Origin of the sequence: Sphingomonas sabuli (assembly GCF_014352855.1) — a bacterium.
In the GTDB taxonomy this organism is placed as follows: domain Bacteria; phylum Pseudomonadota; class Alphaproteobacteria; order Sphingomonadales; family Sphingomonadaceae; genus Sphingomicrobium; species Sphingomicrobium sabuli.
Genome location: NZ_CP060697.1, coordinates 1,625,649 through 1,644,736, shown reverse-complemented (window position 1 = coordinate 1,644,736; position 19,088 = coordinate 1,625,649). Strand labels below are relative to the sequence as shown.

Below are 19,088 nucleotides of genomic sequence, written 5' to 3'. Positions count from 1 at the left end.
CGGTTGAATCTGTTAACCAGTAAGGGTGAGTTTCGCCTCAAGCACGAGCGGGGGGACATTTTTCCGCTAGTGCGCGGGGCTGGGGAGCTCCTCTTATCGACGGGATCATACGCCCGTGACTTCGTGTCGCGAGCGCCGTGATGGTTTTTGGAGCGGGACGAAACATGACGCATCTGCTGGCACTATCGAAGACGCTGTTTAGCGATCGCGAATTCTTCGTGCACGATGGTACCCAGCTTCGCCGTTTCCGCCTCTCCGCTCCCGTCCAGGCCGCTTTCTTCTTCCTCTCCCTCGCGCTCATCGGCTGGTCGGCCTTCGCCGCCGCCCAGCTCGTCGCCGGCAAGGCGGCCGAAAAGGTCGTCGTCAGCCCCTATTCCGCGCAGATCGCCAAGCTCGCCGCCGAAACCGAGCGCCGGGTGAAGCTGGTCGAAGCGCGCCAGCTGGCGCTGGCCGCCGCGCTGCAGGCCGAAGACGTCGGTCCCGAAGCGCTGAAGCGGCTCGGCTTCCTCCCGTCCAAGGGCGGCGGCGTCGGCGGCCCGTTCGACAGCGGCAGCGGCGACCCGACCTTCAAGCAGCTCTTTTCCAGCTGGAAGAAGCTCGACACGCTGGCCGGCGGCGCGATCGCCATCCCGTCGGAAAAGCCGGTCCAGACCGCGGAATTCACCAGCGCGTTCGGGGTCCGCAGCGACCCGTTCCGCAAGGCGTCGGCGATGCACGCCGGCATCGACCTTGCCGGCCCGGTCGGCACCCCCATTCACGCCACTGCCGAAGGCACGGTGCTGCGCGCCGGCTGGAACAGCGGCGGTTACGGCAACTTCATCGAAATCGACCACGGCCGCGGCATCGTCACCCGCTACGGTCACTTGTCCGCGATCCACGTCAGCGCCGGTTCGCGCGTGTCGCGCGGCGAAGTGATCGGCAAGATGGGCTCGACCGGCCGTTCGACCGGTTCGCACCTGCACTATGAAGTGCGCATCGACGACCGCCCGGTGAACCCGATCCCGTTCATGCGCTCGACCGACTATCTCGTCGCCATGAAAAAGGCCGGCAACCGCCCGTCGATGGACGCGGTCGCGCTCGGCGGACCCGGCGGCCGCTAAAGCTCCCCAAGCTTGCCGCTGCGGCGGCGCACCCCTATCTCGCTCCTGACGTGAGCGAACCCGACATCAGCTTAAGCGAAAATGCCGCCCGGCGCGTGGCGGCGATTGCCGCGCGCAAGGACGCGCCCGCGATCCTGCGCCTGGCCGTCGACGGCGGCGGTTGCGCGGGCTTCACCTACGTCTTCGAACTGGCCGATGCGCCGGATGCCGAGGATTCGGTGGCGGAAACCGACGGGGTGAAACTGGTCGTCGATCCGGCCAGCCTGGAGCTGGTGCGCGGATCGCAAGTCGATTTCGTCGAAGACCTTGGCGGCGCGGCGTTCCGGGTAACCAACCCCAATGCGCAATCCGGCTGCGGCTGCGGAAGCAGCTTTTCGGTCTGATCCGCCCTCAGAGAACGGGGTGGTTGCGTTTGGCACCGGCGGGCGTAGGCATTCTCGCGTGAAGATCGTCTCCTACAACCTCAACGGCATTCGTGCGCGCATGCCGCGGCTGCTGGAATGGCTCGAGCGCGAGCAGCCCGACGTGGTCTGCCTGCAGGAGTTGAAGTGTGCGGACGAATCGCTGCCGATCGCCGATATCGAGGCGGCGGGGTACGGCGCGGTGTGGCACGGGCAAAAGGGCTTCAACGGCGTCGCCGTGCTGCAGAAGGGCGATACGCCCGCGCTGCGCCGAATTGGCCTGCCCGGCGACCCTGACGATACGCACAGCCGCTATATCGAGGCGGAGGCCGGCGGCGTCATCGTCGCGTCGATCTACCTGCCCAACGGCAATCCGGTCGGGACGGAAAAGTTCGACTATAAATTGCGTTGGATGGATCGGCTCGAAGCCCATGCTGCCGAGCTATTGCCGGAGGAAAAGCCGGTCGTGCTGGCCGGCGACTGGAACGTCGTGCCGGAAGATCGCGACGTCTTCTCGGTCGATGCGACCAAGCATGACGCGGTCATGCAGCCGGGCGCGCGGCAATCCTTCCGGCGGCTGGTCGGCGCGGGCTGGACCGACGCCCTGCGCGCCTTCCACCCGGACGATCCCAAGCTGTACACCTTCTGGGACTATACCGCCGGTTGCTGGCAACGCGACCTCGGCTTCCGCCTAGACCATCTGCTGTGTTCGCCGGAGGCTGCGGACCGGTTGGTGGGCGCCGGCGTCGACCGCTGGGCGCGGGGTGAGGAGAAAGCGTCGGACCATGCGCCGACCTGGGTGGAGTTGCGCTAGGCCTGTTGCTTAGGCGGGCTCCGCTTCCCACAGCTCGGGATATAGCCGGACAAAGCCGCTTTCCTGAAGCTCGAGCGTCGCCCGGTACGGCCCCTTCGGCGAGTTATAATCGTACGTCCGTTCCGATAGCCGTTCATATTCCTGCGGCAGCGGCTGCAGGCCGGCGCTTTCCACGTCCATCCACGCGACGATAATCTCGGTCTTCTCCCCGACCGCGAGGTTCATTCGGCGCAGCTGGGCAAAGTTGGTCGCGGGGGTGAAGCCGAAATCCAGATCGACGACGCCGTGGAGTAAGTCCTGCCGTTTGCCGTTGAGCGACCAGCCCCCCTCGTCGCGGCGGATTTTGTGAGCAACGCGAGTGCCGCCTACATGCCCGCTGATCGACCCGCCTTGAGTCTCCCAGTTCGACGCGAGGTCCAGACGATAGTGCAACGCGGTCGGTATGCCGTCTTTCAGGTAGACGGCAGTGCCTTCGAGGATCCAGCCGTCCCCGGCTTGCAAGAGGCAGGCGGCGTCGTGCCCCGCCGTGTACAAGGCTTTCCAGAACGCAATTGCCGTCATCGTCGCTCCTTGCCTGCAAAGTAACGCTGATCCGGCATGACGCCCGCATCGATAACGGAGGTGCGGCCGTCAGAGCGCCTTTTCGTAAATCCGATACCGGTGATTGACGTGCGCGCCGGGTAGTTCGGCGATTGAGAGCATCCCCGTATTGTCTTCGAGGATCCAGCCGAATTCGCCGGTCTGGATGCCGAACTTGCCGACCGCGTCGCGGCGGATGAATTCGATCAGCATGAAGGCCAGTTGCGAGGCCGTGCGGGTGCCGTGGAGCTTCTTGGCCACGCCCATCAGCGGCACGCGGGCGCGGGTCGTGCGCGGCTTGCGCAGGCGCCACAGCAATTTGACGAAGCCGAACGGGAACAGCTCGCCGTTCAAGTCCCTGATCAGCTCGTTGATGTCGGGCAGCGTGATCATGAAGGCGACCGGCTCGCCGTCATATTCGGCGATCCGCACCAGTTCTTCGTAGATGATCGGTTTGAGCTTCTTGCCGGCGTAGGCGATCTCGCTCTCGGTCAGGGGCACGAAGCCCCAATTGTCCGACCAGGCGTCGTTGAGCAGCGAGAGGATCAGCGCGGCTTCTTCCTTGAAGCGCGACTTGTCGACCTTGCGGATGCGGATGCGCGGGTTCTTTTCGCCCATGGCGATCAGCCGGTCGATCTTTGGGTCGTGCCAGCCGGCGATATTGACCTCGTAGGTCAGCAGGTCCTTGGCCTTTTCATAGCCCGCGCCTTCGATCCACGCCCGATATTCGGGGCGGTGATGGCCCATCATCGCGGTCGGCGGCTGGTCGAAGCCTTCGATTTCCAGCCCCGGCTCGTCCCAGATGGACAGGCTGATCGGGCCCATCGAACGGGTCATGCCCTGTTCGCGCAGCCAATTCTCGGCGGTGGCAATCAGCGCCGCCGCGGCGTCGCCATCGCGCGTTTCGAGCATGCCCCACTGGCCGGTTCCCGGGCCCATATGCTGCTGCACCAGCTCGTCGACCTGGGCGCTGATGCGGCCGACCGGCCGGCCGCCGCGTTCCGCCAGCCATAATCGGGCGCGCGCATGTTCGAACCACGGATTCTTGCCCGGAGTGATCAGGCCGTGGACCTCGTCCTTCAACGGCGGCACCCAGGCCGGGTCGTCGCGATAGACGTCCCAGGCCAGGTCCACGAAGGCCTTGCGGTCGGCTTTGGTCTCGACGGCGCGAATAGTGATGGGGTCGGCCATGCCGCTGGCTACTCCGCGTTCCGGGCCAGCGCCAGAGTGTGTTCATTGTGACGCCACGTTGCCGCCACTATCTTGGACCACATGCAGGCATCGATGAGCACCACGGCAACCCTTTCGCGCGACCGCAGCGCGCCGGTTTCGGCGCGTGAGGCCCTGCGCGCGAACGACGACAAGGCGATGCTGAAGGCGGCCGCGGACCTGACCCGCGACCTCAACAGTCCGCGCGCGGCCATCTATTGGGCCGACCTCGTCGGCTCGGCGGCGCTGGGGTACCTGGCGATGTTCGCCGCGATGCTGATCGACGCGACCTTGCCGGCGATCCTTGCGGGCGCGGTCGCGGTCCTCGCCCTGTATCGCGCGGGCAGCTTCATCCACGAATTGACCCATCTTAAGCCCAATGCCGTGCCGGGCTTCCGGCTGGCCTGGAACCTGATCGTCGGCGTGCCGCTGCTGGTCCCGTCGTTCCTGTACGAGGGCGTCCATAACCAGCATCACGCCAAGCGCTATTACGGGACCGCCAACGACCCCGAATATTTGCCGCTGGCGCTGATGAAGCCGTGGACCTTGCCGGTGTTCCTGATCGCCGCGGCGCTGGCGCCGGTCGGCCTGCTGATCCGCTTCGGCGTGCTGGCGCCGCTGTCGCTGCTGTTCCCGAAGCTGCGCGCGGCAGTGATTGCCCGGTATTCGGGCCTGCAGATCAACCCGCAATTCCGCCGCCCGCCGCCGACCGGCACGTTCCGCCGCGACTGGCTGTTGCTGGAAACGGCGTGCAGCCTGTGGGCCGTCAGCCTGCTCGTCCTCACCGCCACCGGCGTCATCCCGCTGCACGCCTTCCTGGTGTTCATGGCGGTCGCCGCGGGCGTGATGTTCCTCAACCAGGTCCGCACGCTGGTCGCGCACCTGTGGGAGAACGACGGCGAGCCGATGACCGTCACCGCGCAATATCTCGACAGCGTCAACGTGCCGCCGCCCGCGACCCTGCCGGCGCTGTGGGCCCCGGTAGGCCTGCGCTACCACGGGCTGCACCACCTGCTGCCCGGCCTGCCCTATCATGCGCTCGGCACCGCTCACCGGCGGCTGTGCGCGGAACTGGCGCCCGATTCCATCTATCACCGGTCCAGCCATCGCGGCCTGTCGCCGCTGGTCGTCCGCCTTGCCTCGAGCAGCTGGCGCGGCCGGCCCTAGACGGCCCTACTCCTCGGACCGGATCAGCACGGTCTCCCCGACCAGCAGGAACAGGAAGAATGGCGCCCAGGCCGCGAGCAGCGGCGGGTAGGCGCCGACATTGCCCATCGCCAGGCTGAAATTGTCGGCGACGAAATAGGCGAAGCCCAAGGCCATGCCGATCGTCGCGCGCAGCAGGACCTGCCCCGACCGGGCAAGGCCGAAGGCGGCGACCGCGGCGAGCAGCGGCATCAGCACGATCGACAGCGGCCCCGACAATTTGTGCCACAGCCCGGCCTCGGCCGCCGCGGTCGGCTTGCCCGCGGCCTGCATCTCCTCGATCTTCTGCTTGAGGTCGAAAAAGCTGGTTTCGTCCGGGTCGACCCGCGACAGGCGGAGCTGGTCCGCGGTGACCCCGGTCAGCGCAGACATCTCCGGCACGCGCCGCACGACGTTCATGCCCGAATCGTAAACGGTGACGTCCTGCAGCTGCCAGTCGCCGTCGCGCGGATAGGCGCGCTCGGCCTCGACGATCCGCGCCAGCGCGCCGCGCTCACGGTCGTAAATGGTCAGCCCCTCGGCGTGGAAGCCGCGCCCGGTGCCACCGACGTGGCGCGCGCGGACAAGATCCTCGCCGCGCGCCACCCAGACGTTGGTCAGAATGCCGGATTCGGGCGGGATCGGCTTGTAGTCGTTGTCGCTCCACGCGTTGACCACGCGCGCCGACTGGACCGTGACAGTCTCATTGAAGATGAAGGCGGCAACCGACAGGCCAAGGCTGGCGACGACCAGCGGGGCGAGCATCTGGTGCGCGGACACACCCGCCGACTTCATCGCCACCACCTCGCTGTTCTGGTTGAGCGAGACGAACATGATCAGCGTGCCCAGGAGCACCGAAAAGGGCAGGAACCGGGCGATCAGCAACGGCAGGCGCAGGCCGGCGTAGCGCCACAGGTCCGCGTCGCTGTTGCCCGGAACGCCGAGAATCTTGCCGGATTCGCCCAGCAGGTCGAGCGCCAGCAGCACCAGCACCAGCCCGATAAGCACCGCCAGCGTGCGGGTCAGGTAGAGCTTGACCGAATAGAGCGCGAGCCGGCGCGAGGGGAAGAATTGCAGGTTGATCATGTGACGCGCGCACTTGGGAAGAGAGCGCGGATGCGGCGGGCGGCGCGGCCGGCGGCCCATTCCAGCGCGCCGATCGGCTGCCCGCCCGGACGATGGGCGATGACGTGGTACATCCAGCCGATCAGGCTGCCCATGAGCAGCAACGGGACCCATAGCGCGAGGATCGGGTCGATGCGCCCCTGCGCCCCGGCGGATTCCCCGTACTGATTGATCTTGTGATAGGCGACGACCATCACGATGCCGACAAAGATGCCCAGCGCCGACGTGCTGCGCTTGGGCGGCACGGCCAGCGCGACGGCCAGCAGCGGCAGCATCGCCATCATCAGGATTTCGACGATCCGGAAATGGAAATTGGCCTGCGCGCCGAGCATCTGCTCGCGGTCCCTCGCGCCGCCGCCATAGCCGAGGCGGAACAGCTCGTTGAAGAACAGCTCGTCGAACTCGCTGCCGCGGCCGCGGAACTGGTCGATCGCCGGCACCGGGATGGGCAGATCGTAGGTCTTGAAGGTCAGCGTCCGCGGCGTGGTGAACTTGGGCGAATTCTGGATCAGCCGCCCGTTATGCAGCCGGAACAGGATCACCTGCGGGTCGTCGGTCGACAGGAAGCGGCCGGCTTCGGCGGTGGCGGCGACGGATTCGCCCGACGGATTGTCGACCTGCACGAAAATCCCGCCGAGCCGGGTGCCGCGTTCCTCGCTCTTGTCGATGCGCAGGGTCAGCCGCTTGCCGAAGCGGTTGAATTCCCCAACCTTGATCGACGCCCCCAGCGCGCCGGACCGGAGATCGAAGCGCAGCCCTTCGTAGCGGTAGTTGGAATAGGGCTCGATGTAGCCGACGATGAAGGCGTTCAGCAGGATGAGGCCGAACGCGTACAGATAGGGCACGCGCAGCAGCCGGCCAAAGCCCGCGCCGACCCCGCGCAACGCGTCCAGCTCCGAACTTAGCGCCAGCTTGCGGAAGGCGAGCAGGATGCCAAGCAGCAGGCCGATGGGAATGCCGAGCGCGAAATATTCGGGCAGCAGATTGGCGAGCATCCGCCACACGACGCTGACCGGGCCGCCGGTGTTGACGACGAAATCGAACAGCCGGAGCATCTTGTCGAGCACCAACAGCATGGCCGCAAGCACCAGCGTGCCCAGCAAGGGCACCGCGATGGACCGTGCCAGGTAGCGGTCGATTAGCGACAAACCGCGCAAATTCCGTCGTTCCTACACCATGATTTGGCCGCAAAGCCGTCGGATAGAGGCAGATGGGCCGTTGCACTTAGGGGTGCGGCGTCCCGTTGCAACACCCCCAGGCGGCACGGTCGATATAGCATGCAGAACCAACAGCTGAAGGCGAAAGACACTGGCACGGTGACCGATGGCGCACCGGCCGCGCGCGTCCGCCCGCTGAAGGCGCGGCCGCGCATCGCCCTGCTGTCGAACCCGAAGTCGACCGGCAACATCGCGCAGCTGTCGCGCATCCGCGCGTTCTGCGCCGAACATCCGGACGTCTTTCACTACGAGGTCGAGCACGTCGACCAGATCGGCGACGCATTGCGCTCGATCGCCTGCGTCCGGCCCAAGATGCTGGTCATCAACGGCGGGGACGGCACCGTCCAGGCGGCCCTGACCGAGATCCACAACGGCAGCCACTTTCCCGACGGCCCGCCGCCGATGGCGGTCATTCCCAGCGGCAAGACCAACCTGATCGCGCTCGACCTGGGCGCGCACGGCGACCCGATCGTCGCGCTCGAACGCCTGCTCGACATGGCGCAGGGTAACCTTGCCGAGCATCTGGTCGCGCGCGAGCTGATCGCGCTGCGCAGCGACGGGTCGGAACTGCCGGTCATCGGCATGTTCCTTGGCGGCGCCGGGCTGGCGGACACGATGCTCTATTGCCGCAACAAGATCTACCCGCTCGGCCTCCCCAACGGACTGAGCCATGCGCTGACCGCGGTGGCGCTGCTGTTCCGGCTGCTGTCGGGGGCGCGGGCGAGCTTCCTTCCGCCCAAGGCGTCGCCGCTGCTTATTTCGACCGGCAAGAGCGGTTCGCTGACCGGCCGCTTCACCTTGCTCGCCGTGACCACGCTCGACAAGCTGTTGCTGTCCGGCAAGCTGACTGCTTCGGGCAGCGGCCGGCTGAAGCTGCTGGCGATCGAGGAACGGCCGCGCTCGCTGCTCGGCGCCCTTGCCGCAAGCCTTGCCGGCAAGCTCGGACGGCGGCCGGTTCGCGGGGTCCACGTGCAGGAAACCGACGAGATCAGCATCGAGGGCGAGAATTCGAACGTCATCCTCGACGGCGAAATGTTCAAGGTGAATGTCGGCAAGCCGATCCGGCTCAACCCCGCGCAGCCGCTGTCGTTCGTTCGCCTCGCGGCCTGAGCTTTCCCGATGACCACGCCGATCCGCGACCTCGTCGCCGGGGAACTGGCCGCGCCCGTCGATCCGCAGGTCACCGCCATGGCGCAGGCGATCGCGGCCGCGCACGGCGGTGCCGCGCAGGCGGTGCTATTCTACGGATCGTGCCTGCGCCAGGCGCAGCTCGACGGGCTGATGCTCGATTTCTATTTGATCGTGTCGGACTATCGCGCCGCTTATGACAAGCGCTGGCTGGCGACGGCCAACCGGCTGGTCCCGCCCAACGTCTTCTATTTCGAACATGGCGGGCTGGTCGCGAAATATGCGGTGCTCGACGAAGCCGATTTCCGCCGCGAATGCGGACCCGATGCGCGCAGCACCTCGGTCGTCGCGCGCTTCGCCCAGCCAAGCCGGCTGGTGTGGGCCAAGGACGATGCCGCACGCGCCGCAGCCGTGGACGCCATCGCGAAGGCGGCGCCGACCTTGCTCGGCTGGGCCGCTCCGCTGGCGCCATCCAGTGCGACACCGCGCGACCTGTGGCTGAAAGCCTTCCAGCTGACCTTCGGCGCAGAGCTTCGGGCCGAGCGCGGCGACCGCTCGGCGATGATCGTGGACGCCGACGCCGATCGGTACGAGCGCTTCGGCGCGGCGGCCATGCACCAGCTGGCGGCCCGACCGGCCAACGCGCAGCGCTGGTGGAAGCGCATGCAGCGCAAGGGCAAGCTGCTGTCGGTCGCCCGGCTGGCCAAGGCCACGGCGACCTTTGCCGGCGGCGCCGATTACATCGTGTGGAAGATCAACCGCCACGCCGGCACCGCGATCGAACTGAAGCCGTGGCAGCGGCGTTGGCCGCTGCTTGCCGGGATCACCTTGTTGCCACGGCTCCTGAAGACCGGGGCGGTTCGCTAGGCTGCAGCGCGGTCGCGACCGCGGACGCCAGCGCGCCGACGGTGAACGGCTTGCGCAGCAATTCGTGGCCGACCAGCCCGTCGCTCTCGCTTTCCCCAACATAGCCGGTGACGAACAGGACGGCGAAATCCTGCCGCTTCTGCTTGAGGATCTTGATCAGTTCCGGGCCGGTCATTTCCGGCATGATGACGTCGCTGATGACGAGGTCGAACGTCCGGCCGTCGAAGATGCGGATCGCTTCCTCGCCGCTGTCGCAGGCGACCGGGTCGTAATCCAGGTCCTGCAACGCCTCGACGGTTGCGACGCGCACCCGCGGATCATCTTCGACGACGAGGATGCGCGCGCCGGCCACGCGCTCTTCCTCGCCCATGCGCTGCGTCGCGGGCCGCAGCTGCACTGGTGCCTCGACGTTGCTGCGCGGCAAGTAGATCGACACGGTCGTGCCCTTCCCGACCTCGCTTTCGATGCCGACTTCGCCGCCGGACTGGTGGGCGAAACCGAAAATCTGGCTGAGCCCGAGGCCGGTGCCCTTGCCCACCGGCTTGGTCGTGAAAAACGGCTCGAAGGCCCGCTCGATCACGTCCGGCGCCATCCCGCTGCCGGTGTCGGTCACCGACACGCGGACATATTCGCCGGGCCGGATGTCGCCCACCTCGTTGGCGGCCAGCCGGACGTTGGCGGCGCTGATCGTCAGCCGGCCGACGCCGTCCATCGCGTCGCGGGCATTGACGGCCAGATTGACGATGGCGTTTTCCAGCTGATGCGGGTCGACGTAGACCGGCCAGCTGTCCTGGGGCGCGTCGACCGTGATCCGGATCCGCTCGCCGAGCGTGCGGTCGAGCAGGTCGGTCATGCCCGCCAGCAACTGGGACGGCTCGACCCGGTCGGGGAGCAAAGGTTCGGACCGGGCAAAGGACAGCAGCCGGCGGGTCAGCGCGGCGGCGCGGGTCGCACCTTCCATCGCATTGTCGAGATGGGCCATGACCTCGCGGCGCGGGCCGTTCAGCCGCCGGCGGGCAAGATCGACACCGCCGACGACGACGGCGAGCATGTTGTTGAAGTCGTGCGCGATGCCGCCGGTCAGCTGGCCGACCGCCTCCATCTTCTGGACCTGGCGAAGCTGGGCCTCGGCCGCCTCGCGCTCGGCCGCCTCGGCCTTCAGCGCCTGGTTTGCGTCCCACAATTCCTGGGTCCGCTCGCGCACCGCGGCTTCCAGCCCCTCGGCGCGCTCCGTTTCGTTCTCCGCCAGCCGCCGGGCGAAGGAGAATTGGCGCACCGCAACGACCGCGACGAAGCCAAGGAAGATGGCGCCGATGCCGACGAGGATGCCGAGCCAGCTGAGGTAGTCGGTCAGCTTGTCGGCGCGGGCGGAGAAGACCTGGGTCTGCTCGATACGCTCGCGCAGCGTGTCCCGCTCCGCTTCGGCGATCTCGCGCAGCTTGGCATGGATGGCGCGTTCCGCGGGGTCGCGCGTGGCCGAATAGAAATAGCCCAGGCCATAGTCGCCCTGCTTGCTGGTGATGACCCGCGCCGCCTCGTCGAATTTTTCGCCCAACGTGGCGTAGAGCGCCTGCAATTCCTCGACCCGCTGGACCTGCTCGGGATCGCGGCGGACGAAGCCGCGCAATTCCGCCATCTGCCGGCCGGCCAGCCGCCAATAGCTGTAATAGACGTTGCCGCTGCCCTTCACGTCCTCGTCGACCGCGAACTGGCCAAGGCCGGCTTCGGCGCGCGACAGGCTGGCGTCGATCGACCGGGTCAGAAGGGTCACGTCATAGGCGCGCCGCTCCTGATTCAGGGCGCTGTCGCGCTGCTGGTTGGAGCTTGCGACCAGGTAAACGAGGGAAAGCAGCAGCAGGACCGCGATCAGCGCTCCAGCCGCGGCAGCTCCGCCGCGTCTCCAGTCGAAGCGGATATCGTCTCCGCCGGGCGTCATGCCGTCAGTCTAGACCTGTCTTGGCGATGGCGGAAGTCCGGCTCAAATGCAGCCGGTCGCCTTGCCCGCGGCGGCAAACATGCCAAGGATTTCACCGACTTGCTCGTCGCTATGTTCGGCGCACAGCGAACAGCGCAGCAACGTCTTGCCGGCCGGGGTCGCCGGCGGGCGCGCCAGATTGACGTACAAACCTTCCTTCAGCAGTGCCTCCCACATCGCCGCGCCGGTCGCGAGGTGCGGCATGATGACGGCGATGATGGCCGATTGCGGCGTGTCTGTCCCAAGCTCGAAGCCGAGTTGTTTCAAACCCGCGTGGAGCCGTTTGCTGTTCTCCCACAAATGCGCGCGCTTGGCGTCGCCATGCATCAGCTTGCGGATTGACGTCGCTGCGGTCGCCACCACCGACGGCGGCAACGAGGCGGTGAAGACATAGGGGCGGCAGACCAGCCGCAGAATTTCGAACTTCGGATGGTTGGATACGCAGAAACCGCCGACTGTCCCGACCGACTTGGAAAAGGTGCCGACGATGAAGTCGACGTCGTCGATCACGCCCTGCGCTTCGGCCACGCCGCGGCCGTGTTCGCCGATGAAGCCCATCGAATGGGCCTCGTCGACCAGCACCATCGCGCCGTTGGCCTTCGACACGGCGACCATTTCCTTGAGCGGCGCGACGTCGCCCAGCATCGAATAGACGCCTTCGAGGACGACCAGCTTGCCGGCGCCCTCGGGCACCCGCTTGAGCCGCTTTTCCAGCGCCTCGACGTCATTGTGGCGGAACGGCACGACCTCGGCGTTGCCCAGCGCGCAGCCGTCATAGATGGACGCGTGGCTGTCGATGTCGAGGATGATGTAGTCGCCCTTGCCGGCGAGCGTGGAAATGATCCCGAGGTTTGCCTGGTAACCGGTCGAAAAGACCATCGCATGGTCCATCGCGTAAAAGTCGCGCAGGGCCGCTTCGCATTCCTTGTGGCCCTGGTAGGTGCCGTTGAGCACTCGGCTGCCGGTGGTTCCGCTGCCGAATTCGTCAAGCGCCTGTTTGCCTGCCGCGACGACGTCGGGATCGAACGTCATGCCCATGTAATTGTAGGTGCCGAGCAGGATCGTCCGCTTGCCGTTGCAGATGGCGACGGTCGGGCTTTCGACCCGCTCCATGACCAGGTTGAACGGGTCGGTGACGCCGCCCGACAGCAGCCGCTCGCGCTCCTGGATAAGCGGTTCGAACTTGTCGAACAGGTCGCTCACGCGCTGGTCCGAAGCTCGCCGACGGCGTCCACCATCTGGCCGACGGTTTCGATCTCGGCGGCCTTGTTCATGCTGATGAGGATGTCGAATTCGTCTTCCACCGAGGCGACGAAATCCATCGCGGTCAGGCTGTCCCACTCCAGGTCCTGCTGGAACCGGGTGGCCTCGCCGATCTCGGCGCCCTTCTTGTTGAACGGCGCGATCAGGTCGCGGATCTTGGCGTAGGTCTCGTCGCGGTCGGTCATGGCAAAGCCCCTATTCGGCAGCGCCGCCTTTCGCAACGCAATGGGGCGCGAATGCGGCGCCCGTGAGTCCTTACAGCCAGCCGTTGGCCTTATACCAGCGCGCGGTGTCGGCCAGGCCCTGCTCTGTGTCGATGCGCGGCGACCACAGGTCCGGGGCGGGCTTGCGGCCGCTGCTGACCACCCAGTCGCTGTGGCTGAAATAAGCGGCGCGGTCGGTCGACAGCTTGGCCCGTTCGCGACGGACGAGCTGGTCGACCACGGCGCCGAGCCGGAGCATGGACGCCGGCAGCGACAACGCCACATTGTTGCGCCCGACGGCGCGCCCGATCGCTTCCGCTACGTCCTTGTGAGTCCAGCCATCGGGACGGCCGTCGTCAGGCTCAAGCACGACGCCGCTGGGCCGGTCGGCCTTCGCCAGCGCAAGCAGCAGCCGGCACAGGTCGTCGACATGGACTAGGGACACGCGCCCGCCCGGCGGCAGCAGCATCAGCCGCATCCGCGCCATCTTGAACAGCTCGAGTGTTTCGCGGTCGCCGGGCCCATAGACCGCGGGGGGACGGACGATCACCCAGTCGATGCCGGACCGTTCGACCAGCGTCTCCGCCCGCGCCTTCGACCCGCCGTAGCGCGACAGCTCCGGCTCGCGCGCGGCCAGCGAGGAGACGTGGACGAAGCGGGTGATGCCGGCGGCAGTGGCGGCGGCGAGCATCGCCAGCGTGCCCTCCACATTGCCCTGTTCGAAACCGGCGGCATCGCGGGCCTTGAGTACGCCGGCGATATGCACCGCCGCGCTGCAGCCAGTGACCAGATTGCGCAACGCGTCGGCGTCGGACAGTGACCCTTCGATCCATTGCACGCCGTCGCGCCGCGGCTGCGGGCGGCGGGTCAGCGCCTTGACCGCGATCCCGGCTCTCGAGGCGATGTCGAGGAAGCGCGCGCCGACGAAGCCGGTCCCGCCGGTAACCGCTAGGATCACAGCGGCGACCAGTCGCCGGAGGGGCCGTCCTCAAGCGCCTTGGCTTCCGCTTCGGACCCAAGCCGTTCGATCAGGGCGTCGAGGACCGAGTCCAGCCCGTCGCCCGTTGCCGACGACAGGATCAGGGGCGTCCGTGCCCCGGCCTCGGCCAGCGCCGCGCGCGCGTCGGCAAGCTGCTCCGCATCGACCAGGTCGCACCGGCTGAGCGCGACGATTTCCTGCTTGTCGGTCAGGCCCGCGCCATAGCGGTCCATCTCGTCGCGCACGGTTTTCCATGCCGCCGCCGGGTCTTCCGCCTCGGCGTCGACCAGGTGCAGCAGAACCCGCGTCCGCTCGACATGGCCGAGGAAACGGTCACCGACCCCAGCGCCTTCCGCAGCGCCTTCGATCAATCCGGGGATATCGGCCAGGACGAACTCGCGGCCCTTGTGGCGGACTACGCCAAGCTGCGGGCGAAGGGTGGTGAAGGGATAGGCGCCGACTTTGGCGCTGGCGTTGGTGACGGCGTTGAGGAACGTCGACTTGCCCGCGTTGGGCAGGCCGAGCAGGCCGACGTCGGCCAGCAGCTTCAGCCGCAGCCAGACCCACATTTCCTCGCCCGCCTCGCCGGTCTGATGCTGGCGCGGGGCGCGGTTGGTCGAGCTTTTGTAACTGGCGTTGCCGCGGCCGCCCATGCCGCCCTTGAGCAGCGCGACCTGCTGTCCTTCGCGGGTCAGGTCGGCGATCAGCGACCGGTCCTCGTCGTCGGCCAGGACTTGGGTTCCGATCGGCACCTTGACGATCAGGTCCTTGCCCTTGGCGCCGGTGCGGTTCTGGCCCGCGCCGCCCTTGCCGCGCGGAGCGCGGAAATGCTGGGTGTAGCGAAAGTCGATCAGCGTGTTGAGGCCGGGCACGGCTTCGAACACGACATCGCCGCCCTTGCCCCCGTCGCCGCCGTCGGGACCGCCGAATTCGATGTACTTTTCGCGGCGAAAGCTGACCGCGCCGGGGCCGCCGGCGCCGGAACGGATGAAGATCTTCGCCTGGTCGAGAAAGTGCATGGGGGCGCTCTACGCGCGCGGCGGGCAGAGCGCCACTGTCCGAAGGACTACCCTCGCCGGTGCCGGGACACCGGCGAGGGAGTCCACGCGTTGGCCGGGACCAGGCGTGGAAACTGGAGCGAACCGGCGACTCGGCAAGCCGCTGTCCGTGCCCGCACTTGTGACCTCCAACGCAACTTTACTCAACGACGGACTGCACCCCGCCGTCAGAACACTTTCCGGATTTCGAATTCGATCGTCCGGCCGAGCGGATCGCGATAGCCGGGCTGATATTGCAACGGCACGCCGCCTTGGGAATCGCGCACCCGCTGGCGGTCGTTGAAGAGGTTGACGACGTCGACCGACAGCCGCAGCCCGCGCGCCCATTTCTGCGCCTTCAGGAACCGCCGCGCGTCCGCATAGACGCGCAGGTTGACGATCGTCAGCGGCGAAAAGCGGATGCTGTCGGACACCCCGCCGATGCGCGTGTCGAGGCTGCTGGCCCCGCGGTAGAGCAAGCCGACGCGTGCGCCGAGGCCACCCGCCGTTACTGCAGCAGTGCCGTCGATCTGGTGCCGGACACGCCCGCCAGCGATCCCGATCGCCCCACCGCCAAGCAGGTCGACGGGGTCGATGCCGGGCCGAATGCGGATCTCGTCGGACAGGATGACAGTATGATTGGCGCTGACCTGCAACAGGGTCGGCGCCTTGCGCGCCTCCGCATTCTTCGGCGGTGGCGGGTTGGTCAGCTTGGTGTTGAGATTGAAGCCCCAGCGAAAGCGCTTTTCCCGTTCCGAATCGAAATTGACCGGCCGCAGGTCGATCGCGGTTAGGACGCCGTTGGCGTCGCGGATGAAGCGGTCCGGAAAGGCGAGCATCACCGCCGCGCTCGCTTCCGGCAATGCGGACACGAAGTTGCGGCGGTCGGTGTCGGTATATTCCGCGTTGAACTGCAGGTTGAGCCTGGGCACCGCGCGCAGCAGCGCGCCAAGCCGCTTGATCCGCACCTTTTCGGCGAACAGGTCGGGATTGCCGCCGGTGATCTGGGTGACGTCCACCGTTTCGCCGGTCAGCGGGTCGAACACCCGGCTTTCCGGCGTGATAATGACCGGGTTGGCCAGGATCTGGGCGGACGGCGGGCCGTTGGCCTGTTCGATCGATGCGCGCAGGCGAAGCGCGGCGACGGGCTCCCACGTCAGGCCAAGCGCGTAGCGATCAAGCGAGCCGACGTCGGAGAAGTGGGTACGCCCAATTTCGACGGTCGCGCTGGTGTTGCCGGCCTGCTTGAGGAAACCGCCGCTGCTGGTCAGCGGAATGTCCAGCGCGCCGCGAACCGACTGTTCGTTGCGGTTGAACGTCGCCGCCGAACCGCCCGGCAGGAACGAGCTCTTCGCGCGCAGGCGATAGGACGCAAGCCGGCCTTCGATGGTTGCCGTGACGGTGCCGGCAGGAAGCGTCGCCAGCGGACCGGTGAAGGATGCCTGCGCCGCGCTGTTGCGCAGCCGGCTGGACGCCTGGCTGGACGTCAGTGCTAGGGCTGGGGCACCGGCGAAGGGATTGGTGCCATCAGCGATCGGAATGGCCCCCGACTGGACCAGCACGTCGTTGGTCGACAGGTCGCGCGAATAGCTGTGGCGGGCGTTGAGATTGCCGATCCACCTGCCGAAGGTGCCGTTGAACGTCAGGTTGAAATCCCCGCCGCTGCGCCGGCCGCGATAATGCAGGGGATCGCCGTAATAAAGCAGCCCGACATCGCGCGAGAAGGGCGAGGCGGGATTGTCGAACGGCAGCACGAACAGCCCGGACGCGAGGCCCCGGATGCCGTCCGTGGTGGTCCGGCCGACCCGCACCGCGGCATTGGCGGTGAGCCAGGGCGCGAGCCGCGTGTTGGCGGTCCCGTTGAACTCGTAATTCGCGCTGTCTGGGCGCAGCGTGCGGAACCGGCCAAGGCCGGTGACCGCGGGAACGTTGGCGTTGGCGGCAAAGCCCGCAAGCGTGGGCGAAGCGCCCGCCGGAACCGGCGTGACGGTCACGATCTGGCCGGCAATGGCGCTCAGCGCCGGGTCGATCTCGCCGCCGATGAAGGGATAGCCGACGACATTGCCGCCGGCCGCATAGGGCAGGAACGGGTCGGGCTGGACGATTCCGCGGTCGCTTTCCAGCAACCGGTCTTCGTCGCGCCCGCGGATGCCGATATTGGCGCGGGTGTTGCCGCGGATGTGGGTGAAGATGGTTTCGCCCTCGGTGGCGTTCCAGTTTCCGTCGGTGGCCAGCTTCTGCGACCCCGAAACCGTGACGGTGCGAACCTGTTTCTTGAGCGCCAGGCTGACGACGCGCTGGCCGGACTTGCCGCCCAGCCGGACCGCCGATCCGCGCGGCAGCACCTGGACGTTGCGCAGCACTTCGACCGGGAATTCGCCGATCTCGCTGAGGTCGTTCAGCCGCTCGCCGTTGACGATCAGCAGCGGTGCGTCCTCGTCGTTGCCGACTTCGGCCTGCAAATTGGCGATGAGCTCGTCGATCGTGCCGACGCCGTAGCTTTCGATCGCTTCCTCATCGAGGCTGCGTTCGGGCTGGACGTCGGGGAACAGCCGTTCGCCGTAGACGATGATTTCGGGAATGGTTTCGTCCGGCACGGCCTGCCCGTCGGCGCTTTCAGCGGTAGCGGCGCCAGTGCTGGCGCCAAGTGGGCCCGCCGATCCGGCGAGCAGGATCGCAAGCAACAGGCGCGCACGCGATCGGTGACGGGAAATCCCGCAGGTCATGGTGCAAAGCCCCCCCAGAAAGAGCCGCAATCAGGATGCGGCCCGCCCCGCCCGATGTGCTGCCCTGCCCGGCCGAAGCCGGGCAGGGAGTTCACATGCGGTTCTGGGCCGCCGGCGAACTTATTGAGCCGGAAGCGAGTTGGTCGGCGGTTCGGCGAACACGTGGCTCGGGTACATGGTCGGAGCCGCGTTGAACGTCGTCGTGCTGCACTGGCCGCCCGTGTACCAGGCCTTGGCCGTCCACGATCCACCCTTCTTGCCCGGCGAGATGCAGGACAGGAGGCGGTAGCCGTCCGGCGTGTAGGTGCCGGGAACGATGTAATCGACACCCAAGACATGGCCCAGCTGCTGCAGCGCCGTGGCGGTCACGTCGTAGCCGTCGTCGATATCGGTGTTGAGCTGCGACTCGCCGTAATCGGCCCGGTGAGTCCAGGTCCAGACGGTTTCGTCCCAACCCGGATTGCCGCCACCGCCGCAATTTTCGTTGGCGCCGGTCGGCCCGCCGTTGCCGTTGCCGCAACCGTTATTGCCTTCGCCGTTGCCGCCGGTCTGCAGGTTCTCGCCGTTGTTGTTGCCGCTATTGCCGCTGCCGCCGGTTCCGTCGCCTTCGGTCGTCGACGTGCTGGTCGGGCCGCCATTGCCGTTGCCGCAGCCATTGTTGCCCTGGCCATTGCCACCGGTTTGCAGGTTGCCGCCGTTGTTGTTGCCGTTGGTGTTGCCGCACTGGCCGTTATTGCCCGGATGATGGACAATGCTCGCGACATTCTCCTCGACCTGACAGGTCCAGGTGTAGGTCACGTTGTGCTGGAAGCGCATTTCGACGTCGTACAGCGTGTTGTCCAAGACCTTCTGGCTGAACACCATCTGGCCCCACATGTTGGGGCTGCCGCCGGTCCGCGACAGCGGATCGATGGTCTTGACGAAGCCGGCATAAGTGAAGGTGCCGTTGACGTCGGGGCGATAGTTGATGTTGCGCTCGGTGCCTGCGACCGCGGTCGGCGTGGTGGCTTCCGAGGCAGCGTTGATCACGCTGGCCCGCCAGACCGTCGGATCTTCCTGCGGGGCGACATAATTGGCGTCGCAAATGGCCTGCATCTGATCAGCAGTCGGCGCGTTCGCGTCCACGGCCGGCGTGATCGCCAGCGCAGGTGCCGCCGGCACGAGCATGGACGTAGACAGCAAGGCCGCACTGGCCAGCATCTTGATGGTCGTCATTTCCTGTTTCCTCATTTCCCGGTTGAGTACCGCTCTGCCCCACAGCCGCGACTCGGTCACTGGCG

Annotated in this window: 17 protein-coding genes; 6 read left to right on the top strand and 11 right to left on the bottom strand. The window is 67.0% G+C overall.

What is annotated here, in order from left to right; all coding sequences use genetic code 11:
- The first annotated feature begins 164 nt into the window (after nucleotides 1-164).
- The 3 genes from H8M03_RS08170 to xth are packed head-to-tail and all read left to right on the top strand — an operon-like array spanning nucleotide 165 to nucleotide 2,315.
- A complete protein-coding gene (locus tag H8M03_RS08170) occupies nucleotides 165-1,100 on the top strand; it encodes a M23 family metallopeptidase (RefSeq protein ID WP_246448816.1) in 936 nt (311 codons plus the stop codon).
- A gap of 50 nt (nucleotides 1,101-1,150) precedes the next feature.
- Nucleotides 1,151-1,483: a HesB/IscA family protein gene (locus tag H8M03_RS08165; RefSeq protein ID WP_187478963.1), complete on the top strand. Its 333-nt coding sequence runs from the start codon at nucleotides 1,151-1,153 to the stop codon at nucleotides 1,481-1,483.
- Nucleotides 1,484-1,541: 58 nt separating this feature from the next.
- Complete coding sequence (gene xth, locus H8M03_RS08160; RefSeq protein WP_187478962.1) at nucleotides 1,542-2,315, top strand: exodeoxyribonuclease III; 774 nt, start codon at nucleotides 1,542-1,544, stop codon at nucleotides 2,313-2,315.
- Nucleotides 2,316-2,324: 9 nt separating this feature from the next.
- On the opposite strand, the gene H8M03_RS08155 is transcribed toward xth, so the two are convergent.
- Both H8M03_RS08155 and H8M03_RS08150 read right to left on the bottom strand, forming a co-directional pair.
- Entirely contained in the window at nucleotides 2,325-2,876 is a 552-nt protein-coding gene (locus H8M03_RS08155; protein WP_187478961.1) for a putative glycolipid-binding domain-containing protein, read from the bottom strand.
- Nucleotides 2,877-2,945: 69 nt separating this feature from the next.
- The gene (locus H8M03_RS08150; protein ID WP_187478960.1) at nucleotides 2,946-4,085 is read right to left on the bottom strand and encodes an N-acetyltransferase; all 1,140 of its coding nucleotides are present in this window, start codon (nucleotides 4,083-4,085) and stop codon (nucleotides 2,946-2,948) included.
- A gap of 93 nt (nucleotides 4,086-4,178) precedes the next feature.
- Here H8M03_RS08150 and H8M03_RS08145 point away from each other — a divergent pair, with 93 nt between their 5' ends.
- The gene (locus H8M03_RS08145; protein WP_187478959.1) at nucleotides 4,179-5,270 is read left to right on the top strand and encodes a fatty acid desaturase family protein; all 1,092 of its coding nucleotides are present in this window, start codon (nucleotides 4,179-4,181) and stop codon (nucleotides 5,268-5,270) included.
- 6 nt (nucleotides 5,271-5,276) lie between these two features.
- Here H8M03_RS08145 and lptG read toward each other — a convergent pair whose 3' ends face one another.
- Together lptG and H8M03_RS08135 are read right to left on the bottom strand one after the other, a co-directional pair.
- Nucleotides 5,277-6,374 (bottom strand): LPS export ABC transporter permease LptG, encoded by a 1,098-nt coding sequence (gene lptG / locus H8M03_RS08140; protein WP_425506840.1) that lies wholly within the window; start codon nucleotides 6,372-6,374, stop codon nucleotides 5,277-5,279.
- Nucleotides 6,371-7,570 (bottom strand): LptF/LptG family permease, encoded by a 1,200-nt coding sequence (locus H8M03_RS08135; protein WP_187478958.1) that lies wholly within the window; start codon nucleotides 7,568-7,570, stop codon nucleotides 6,371-6,373. The genes lptG and H8M03_RS08135 overlap by 4 nt, the downstream gene beginning before the upstream one ends.
- A 120-nt stretch (nucleotides 7,571-7,690) precedes the next feature.
- Here H8M03_RS08135 and H8M03_RS08130 point away from each other — a divergent pair, with 120 nt between their 5' ends.
- Both H8M03_RS08130 and H8M03_RS08125 read left to right on the top strand, forming a co-directional pair.
- Nucleotides 7,691-8,740 carry a diacylglycerol/lipid kinase family protein gene (locus tag H8M03_RS08130; protein ID WP_187478957.1) on the top strand — a complete coding sequence of 350 codons (1,050 nt, stop codon included), beginning with the start codon at nucleotides 7,691-7,693 and terminating at the stop codon, nucleotides 8,738-8,740.
- Nucleotides 8,741-8,749: 9 nt separating this feature from the next.
- Nucleotides 8,750-9,625 carry a hypothetical protein gene (locus H8M03_RS08125; protein WP_187478956.1) on the top strand — a complete coding sequence of 292 codons (876 nt, stop codon included), beginning with the start codon at nucleotides 8,750-8,752 and terminating at the stop codon, nucleotides 9,623-9,625.
- Here the strand turns inward: H8M03_RS08125 and H8M03_RS08120 are convergent.
- From H8M03_RS08120 to H8M03_RS08090, 7 genes are all read right to left on the bottom strand, one after another.
- Nucleotides 9,582-11,561 carry an ATP-binding protein gene (locus tag H8M03_RS08120; RefSeq protein WP_187478955.1) on the bottom strand — a complete coding sequence of 660 codons (1,980 nt, stop codon included), beginning with the start codon at nucleotides 11,559-11,561 and terminating at the stop codon, nucleotides 9,582-9,584. The genes H8M03_RS08125 and H8M03_RS08120 overlap by 44 nt on opposite strands.
- Before the next feature lie 42 nt (nucleotides 11,562-11,603).
- Nucleotides 11,604-12,803, bottom strand: a complete 1,200-nt coding sequence (gene spt / locus H8M03_RS08115; RefSeq protein ID WP_187478954.1) for a serine palmitoyltransferase — start codon at nucleotides 12,801-12,803, stop codon at nucleotides 11,604-11,606.
- Entirely contained in the window at nucleotides 12,800-13,048 is a 249-nt protein-coding gene (locus H8M03_RS08110) for an acyl carrier protein (RefSeq protein ID WP_187478953.1), read from the bottom strand. The genes spt and H8M03_RS08110 overlap by 4 nt, the downstream gene beginning before the upstream one ends.
- A gap of 70 nt (nucleotides 13,049-13,118) precedes the next feature.
- Nucleotides 13,119-14,024, bottom strand: coding sequence for an NAD-dependent epimerase/dehydratase family protein (locus tag H8M03_RS08105; RefSeq protein ID WP_246448813.1), 906 nt, complete (start codon nucleotides 14,022-14,024; stop codon nucleotides 13,119-13,121).
- Entirely contained in the window at nucleotides 14,021-15,064 is a 1,044-nt protein-coding gene (gene obgE, locus H8M03_RS08100) for a GTPase ObgE (RefSeq protein WP_187478952.1), read from the bottom strand. The genes H8M03_RS08105 and obgE overlap by 4 nt, the downstream gene beginning before the upstream one ends.
- 206 nt (nucleotides 15,065-15,270) lie before the next feature.
- On the bottom strand, nucleotides 15,271-17,766 hold the full coding sequence (locus H8M03_RS08095; protein ID WP_187478951.1) for a porin family protein: 2,496 nt from the start codon (nucleotides 17,764-17,766) through the stop codon (nucleotides 15,271-15,273).
- A gap of 162 nt (nucleotides 17,767-17,928) precedes the next feature.
- Nucleotides 17,929-19,023, bottom strand: a complete 1,095-nt coding sequence (locus tag H8M03_RS08090; RefSeq protein ID WP_187478950.1) for a hypothetical protein — start codon at nucleotides 19,021-19,023, stop codon at nucleotides 17,929-17,931.
- Between the last annotated feature and the right edge of the window lie 65 nt (nucleotides 19,024-19,088).